Source organism: Vibrio sp. SG41-7 (assembly GCF_014164465.1).
GTDB lineage: Bacteria > Pseudomonadota > Gammaproteobacteria > Enterobacterales > Vibrionaceae > Vibrio > Vibrio splendidus.
In genome coordinates, this window is record NZ_JACJFF010000181.1 from 1 (window position 1) to 6445 (window position 6445).

At 44.3% G+C, this 6445-nt stretch carries 8 protein-coding genes and 2 pseudogenes; 1 reads left to right on the forward strand and 9 read right to left on the reverse strand.

The features are described from left to right. Positions 1-157: 157 nt before the first annotated feature. A pseudogene (locus H5300_RS24800) lies at positions 158-346 on the reverse strand (transposase domain-containing protein); the annotation flags it as partial. A gap of 46 nt (positions 347-392) precedes the next feature. On the opposite strand from H5300_RS24800, the gene H5300_RS24805 reads away from it, so the two are divergent. Further along, positions 393-1511 carry an IS110 family transposase gene (locus tag H5300_RS24805; protein ID WP_182797169.1) on the forward strand — a complete coding sequence of 373 codons (1119 nt, stop codon included), beginning with the start codon at positions 393-395 and terminating at the stop codon, positions 1509-1511. Positions 1512-1768: 257 nt separating this feature from the next. On the opposite strand, the pseudogene tnpC reads toward H5300_RS24805, so the two are convergent. The 8 genes and pseudogenes from tnpC to vapB all read right to left on the reverse strand — a co-directional run. Continuing rightward, positions 1769-3121: pseudogene (tnpC, locus tag H5300_RS24810) on the reverse strand (IS66 family transposase); the annotation flags it as partial. 59 nt (positions 3122-3180) lie between these two features. Further along, complete coding sequence (gene tnpB, locus H5300_RS24815; RefSeq protein ID WP_182797170.1) at positions 3181-3534, reverse strand: IS66 family insertion sequence element accessory protein TnpB; 354 nt, start codon at positions 3532-3534, stop codon at positions 3181-3183. Continuing rightward, positions 3531-3848 carry an IS66 family insertion sequence element accessory protein TnpA gene (tnpA, locus tag H5300_RS24820; protein WP_182797171.1) on the reverse strand — a complete coding sequence of 106 codons (318 nt, stop codon included), beginning with the start codon at positions 3846-3848 and terminating at the stop codon, positions 3531-3533. Before tnpA ends, tnpB begins: the two co-directional genes overlap by 4 nt. Positions 3849-3899: 51 nt before the next feature. Next, a complete protein-coding gene (locus H5300_RS24825) occupies positions 3900-4442 on the reverse strand; it encodes a hypothetical protein (protein WP_182797172.1) in 543 nt (180 codons plus the stop codon). A 9-nt stretch (positions 4443-4451) separates the two neighbouring features. After that, on the reverse strand, positions 4452-4637 hold the full coding sequence (locus H5300_RS24830) for a hypothetical protein (RefSeq protein ID WP_182797173.1): 186 nt from the start codon (positions 4635-4637) through the stop codon (positions 4452-4454). Between the two features lie 66 nt (positions 4638-4703). Next, positions 4704-5210 (reverse strand): hypothetical protein, encoded by a 507-nt coding sequence (locus tag H5300_RS24835; protein WP_182797174.1) that lies wholly within the window; start codon positions 5208-5210, stop codon positions 4704-4706. An 85-nt stretch (positions 5211-5295) separates the two neighbouring features. After that, on the reverse strand, positions 5296-5718 hold the full coding sequence (locus H5300_RS24840) for a type II toxin-antitoxin system VapC family toxin (protein WP_259397939.1): 423 nt from the start codon (positions 5716-5718) through the stop codon (positions 5296-5298). Then, positions 5711-5944: a type II toxin-antitoxin system VapB family antitoxin gene (vapB, locus tag H5300_RS24845; protein ID WP_182797175.1), complete on the reverse strand. Its 234-nt coding sequence runs from the start codon at positions 5942-5944 to the stop codon at positions 5711-5713. Before vapB ends, H5300_RS24840 begins: the two co-directional genes overlap by 8 nt. Between the last annotated feature and the right edge of the window lie 501 nt (positions 5945-6445).

Sequence of the window (6445 nt, forward strand, 5' to 3'; positions counted from 1 at the left end):
CTCAAGATTGCCTCAGCCCCATCAAGGCTCCACCTAGCTCCTGTGATATCTAATCTATCATTTATCAGATGCCGACAAGCTCCTTCGATAACACCACTTGCTATCGGATATCCACACTCTAGTGCGTATCCGCCCCATGAACCCACGGGTCGACTTGTCAGTGTTTGAAGTTCCAAGGTAGGAGTGCGTCGATATCAGGCTCTGCTTTCGCCAACTCTTTCATGCACTTGACTAGGTAGTCATAGAGGATAAGACCGTTGGCTTTCGCGGTCTCGATGATGCTGTAAAGCATCGCGCTCGCATCAGCACCGTTTGGTGTGTTAGAGAATAGCCAGATGGTATGACCTTATATACTAAGACTTACCTATGGTGCGTTTTTGGAGGTCATCAATATGAAATCTGTCAACTATTCTGCTTACATTGGGCTCGATGTACACAAGGACACTATTGCCGTTGCGGTTGCAAACCCGGAACGGCAAGGGGAAGTTCGATTCTATGGGAATATTTCTTCAGCAAAAGACTCCGTCATTCGGCTGATGAAGAAGCTCATCAACCTCCACGGTTCAATTCTTGTCTGCTATGAAGCAGGGCCTACTGGTTATGGCCTATATCGATTGCTGCTCAGCATGAATATAGATTGTACTGTTGTGGCCCCTTCTAGAATTCCTAAGATATCAACCAACAAGATCAAAAATGATCATCGAGATGCTGTTGCTCTCGCACGACTATTAAGGGCTGGTGAGTTGGTTGATGTCTGGGTTCCCGACATGACACATGAAGCTATGCGTGATCTAGTTAGAGCTAGAAGCTGTGCAAAAAAAGATACCAAGGTTGCTAAGCAACGTATCCAGAGTATTCTTCTGAGAACAGGAAAGCGTTACGAGAAAAAAATGTGGACCGTTCGCCATCGAGTATGGCTCGCAAATCAATCTTTCCCTATCGCTTCCCAGCAAATTGCATACGAGCATTATCGGCAGAGCTTAGAGCAAATAGAAAATCGAATAGAGCAACTAGACCAAGAAATTGATCGATTACTACCTAATTGGTCCTTATACAACCTCGTCAATCAGTTACAAGCGTTAAAAGGTGTTGGTCGTACCATCGCTATCTCTGTAGCTGCTGAACTCGGGGACTTTTCACGATTTAGTAATCCTAAGCAAATTATGGCATTCCTTGGCCTAATACCTGGTGAGTACTCTAGTGGTAGCACTACTCGTAAATTTGGAATTACTAAAGCTGGTAATGTTGAGTTAAGACGGCTGCTGTATGAGGCAGCATGGGCTTACAGGAATAATGCAAAAGTTGGTAACTGGTTAGTGACTTACCGTCCCGACAGCGTCTGCCAAGAGGCCAAAGATATTTCTTGGAAGGCTCAGCAAAGGTTGTGCTTTCGCTATCGGAGCTTAGTTGCTAAGGGAAAGAAATCACAAGTCGCCATTACTGCTGTTGCAAGAGAATTGCTTGGCTTTATGTGGGATATTGCTGTATCCACACGGAGCCAGAAAGCATAAAATTTGCCTGAAAGTGAAGAAGCTCAAGGTGAGTAATCCTCGTTAAGAATTTAAGTCGACCACTCGGTTAGATACTAGCAGCCAGATAGAGGTAAACTCATTACGAAAACCATGTTGGGGCTAAAGATCCCCGAATAAGAGTATGTATAACCCAAGTAATTGCTGATTCACTTTCAGGCAATTCTAACGTTGAAAATATGCCTCGTTTCACAGAGGAGAGAGAGGTTTTGTCGAAAAACTGGAAAAAGGTCATAAGAGTTCTTCCTGCCAATAACCAGCGGTTTAATTGCGCGTTCAGCGCGATTATTATCGATAGATAAGTGGCCATCGTCGATATAACGAGTGAGCTTTGACCACTGCCCGAGCGTGTATTTTATCGCTTTGCCCAGTGGGCTAGAGCCTATCACCTTCTGGGTTATCATCCATTGGTAAAGCTCATCCAGTATCGGCTTGGCAAGTGCTTGACGCTCTGCTTTTCGCTCTTCGGCAGGCGCACCTTTTAAGCGCGATTCTATCCCGTAGAGTTTTTGGATTTTAGCCAGCGCTTTATCGGCCTTGCCCGACTTACCTTTCCCTTGAAGCTTCTTCGCGTCCATGAACTTGCGACGAGCATGCGCTAAGCACCCCACATTGGTGACTTGATGAAGTCCATCATAAGCAGCGTAGCCATCGGTTTGTAGATAACCGTTGTAGTCACCTAAAAAGGCAATAGGGCACGCCCTCGCGCGACTGTTTTGATAGTCGTACAAGGCGATATTTTTCACATTAGGCAGTGCGGCTTCGGGCGAGTCAGCGCCCGAGCAGTAGAGCCACATATAACACTTCTTCTCTTCCTTGAGCACATTGAGCGGCGTTTCATCCGCCTGAACCACCACTTGCTGAAGTAGGTACTTCTTCAAGGCGGCATACAGCGGGGCGAACTTCTCGCTGACTTGGATAACCCACCTTGCCATGGTGGTGCGTGATAACTCGATACCCGACTGGGTAAACAGCGATTCTTGGCGATAAAGTGGCATCGCATACTGGTATTTGCCAAGAATGATGTTGGCCAGCAAGCTTTCTGTGGCGAAGCTTTTAGGGATGAGACTCTGAGGGGATGGCTTCTGAACGATATGGCTGCTGTCGCCTGTTTTCTCGCACTGGCGGCAAGCGTACTTAGGGCGAACATATTCCAACACCTTGAGTACCGCAGGCGTGAACTCTAGCTTCTCGCTGCGGTCTTCACCGATTTTATGCAGGCCATGATTACAACAAGAACACTGCTTTTCATGGTCGTCTACATCAAGTTCGATAACCTCACGAGGCAAGGTCTTAGGCAGAGGTTTACGTTTACCGCGTTTTTTCGTTGTGGTCGTGGTTGTCACCTCAACCTCGTCTTCTTTAACGGCTTCACATTCCGCTTCGTTGAAGAGGTCACCTTGTGATTCATCGTAAGGCTTTAATGCCTCCGAGCGTTTCGCGAACTGACGGTCGAAGGCGAGTTTGAGTTGTTCAAGCAGCGATTGGCGCTCTTGTTTCCACTCATTTCTCTCCGACATCAGAGCAGCTACCATCGCTTGTAGCTCGGCAACATCTTGGCTTTCTGGGTTGATATTTGGCGTCTTTTTCATAGCATTGATTATACTAAAATCGTGCCGTTAACGCTTGGAGAATAAGGCTTTATTCTCGATTAACTCATTGTAAAATAGTTTATTTTGATGGGTTCGTGGCCGATAATTGTGAAGCCTAAAAGCAGTCTATCAAGCTCAAATTGAGTGAGGGTAAACACCTGATTTTTCTCTTTTGAAGGCCACTTATACTTGGCTTTTTCAAGGCGTTTATACCAGAGGGCGAAGCCTGTTTTATCCCAGTACAACACTTTAATCTTATCGCGCTGTTTATTGGTAAACAGGAACAGCGCACCGCTGCCAAGAGGCAAGTCAGTATCATTTTCGATAATCGCTGCAAGGCCGTTGATGGACTTTCTAAAATCGACGCTTTCACGATAAAGGTAAATGTCTGGAGCGCTGAGCATACCTTTCATGACAACGCTCCAATGAGTTCAGCAAGATAGGTGGCTGGCGTGCCTTGAGGAATGCTCAGCTCCACATCATTGATGAGAAGTGTCATGTTCGCCGTAGCTATCTGGGCCTGATACTTGGTTGTCTTTTCAACGATTTCGGCTCTAACAAATCCGACAGATTCCGATTGGTTTACTGTTTGGAGTTGACGCCGTTTGGCGAAGAACGTGGATAAACTCAGTCCATGCTCTTCACAAAAAGCGCGTTGGGTAACACTGCTACTTTCATATTGTTCAAACAGTGATTGCCATTCTAGGTTGGTGCGTCGTTTTGCCATTTCAACTCTCCTTTAGGTTGGAGAGATGATCTTATTCTTCGTGCTGAAAGATTAGAATGCGGTGTTCATGACACGCTTACTTTCTACCAGTTTTAAGTGCAAAGCCGAACAAACATTGTTGTCCGCTGACAATTGTTTCTGCCTGTTCAGGTTGAACACCAAACGTGTTACACGTGTGAATTGCGACTTGCTGCTTTTTGTGTTTCTGGACACTCTAAAATGCCCAATAAAAACCAAAATGTTGTGCTGCAAAATAAAGACCAACAGCCAAAAGAACACATTTCCCAACCAGTCACCTACATAAATAATCGCAAGAGCTGTAGCTTTTGCATTATCTTTCATATCGGATTGCGTTGAGTACGGCAGCATTCGGAATAGGCCAATATATACCGGAGGTAACAATAAAACGATATATAACGTCTTAATTAAACCCCAATATTCGCTGCTACTTTTAAGGAAGCCAGTTGCTATCATGTAATCCAAAGCAACCAAGCCAATAACCCATCCCACACCAAAACAAACAGTAGCACCAACCAAGAGCATTAATAGCCCTAACCCCAAAGCAGCCCCTAAATTTATGAGTAAGCTTTTCATGCATCCTCTCTATGGGTAGATCTTATTTAAAATAAAGCCAGTGGCAAAAAGCACCACTTGAGTTATAGCGAAAGCGAAGCCAAATAGCAGACTTCCAATCACTGCAAATGCAAGCGTATAAGCTGTTTTCTTTTTAGACCTAAATCCATAAAAATCACGAAGGTTAGTTAAATAGTTCGTTTTATCATCAACCACATTATTCCCCCTATACCTCTTCAAATTCTTTAGCGTGACATTTTTTGCACTCATACTCCCATACATCTACAAACCAGTTAAATCGTATTCAAAGTTAAGTGCTGAACTATCCAAGTTAGACTTTGTTAAATCAGCTCGCTTCTTAGCAGCAAACAGTGAGGCTTGATGATGCCTTTCAACTCTATTCTCTGAGTTATATAGCATCGTTTTTTGTCTTCTTATTTTGGTGCGTCCGTTAAACTCCGACCATGTGATAGCAAACTTAGGATACTTTCGACCCCGACTACTTGAGAACGTATCCATGATATTGACCTGACAGCCAAACCTCATTCGCTGTACGAACTGGGGAATACTCAATATGAATTCGGCTCTTACTTCACCATAGTATTCACTTAAAAAGCTATTCACAAAACATTGAGCTGCGAACTTCGGGGACTTGTAGTGCCGAACACCAAAATACTTTGTTAATTCTTCTTGCTCGTCCCAAACAGTTGGAATTTTTGCATTGAAAGAACCTTGGCGTTTAGCATCTGGTGTCACAAACATTTCACCGTAATTGATTTTCTTTGGCACTCAATTCCCCTCATTACCGGTTACTCAGCTATGTAAACTCTGCCATTTCATCACACTGCAAAATAGCGTCACGTAGTTTCCCTCTCTAGTGAACCCAATCTTCGAGCTTTAGCCCTTCGACGCGCTGAAACTCTCTCGTATTATTCGTGACAAGCACACAGCCCGTTGCAATGGCGTGACCTGCAATAGCGGTGTCATTGTTGCCAATAGGTGTGCCCTTCGCCATTAGGTGGCGCTTAACCTCAGTCGTCGCATCAACCGCCGCTTTATCCCAAGGCAAGATCTCATCCACTCGCTTGAGAAATTCTTGAACTAGCACCGCATGTTTAGGTGAGGCTTTTTTTCCTAATAACCCATACTGCATTTCTTGATAGGTAATTGCTGAGATAACGATACGATGTTGATTGCCAACTACCTCTTGGAGTTTCTGCAATACGGTAATGGGCTGCTCCCTCATAATGAATGAACAAATACACGTATCGAGCATGTAGTTGAGTTTCTTATTCAAAATTGAATCGTCCTTCGTCCGTAATCACATCTTCACGGTTAGCCATGAAATCACTATCAGCCTTTTCGTGCTCACCAAATGACAGCCAATTAGGGCGAGCTGGGCGCAAGGTGATGACGTCACCGTCTTTGTGAATTTCAAGCTCATTTACCCCGTCAAACTCAAGATCCTTTGGCAAGCGTACCGCTTGATTCTTGCCATTTTTAAAAATAGATACTGTTCTCATAATACCCTCACTTTAGGCATATGTTTAACATATGGTCAGTGTAAAACACATGCCACATATGTCAAGCATATGCTTTTATTTTACAGCACTATTTCTGCTGCTTTTGATAACTGATTTGTTGATATGTCTGGCTCCTGCTTTGAGCGCAGGTAAAGTTTTCGCTGAAATTCTCGAACTTGATTTGAAGTGTTAGCCATTTGGCAATCTCCTGCTGAAATTTCTTGAAAAACATCATTTATTCTGTGCATACAGAAAACCACGGGTTTACCCGTGGATGAATGCTAATTCCAAAATTACAGCGTAAGCTGTTTGTAATTTTGGTCAACGCTTTAGCGTTGTCACGGTAAGTCCCCCGGGCATGCCCGGGGGAATCTTCGTTTGAGCCCCTTCCCTAGATGAGGTTATGTTGTCCTCATCATCATCGGTACTATGGGCTCATCCGACTGCCTATTGTGTGTACTCTGAGAATTTCGAGGTCCCCCCTTATATCTCTGAGTTGGG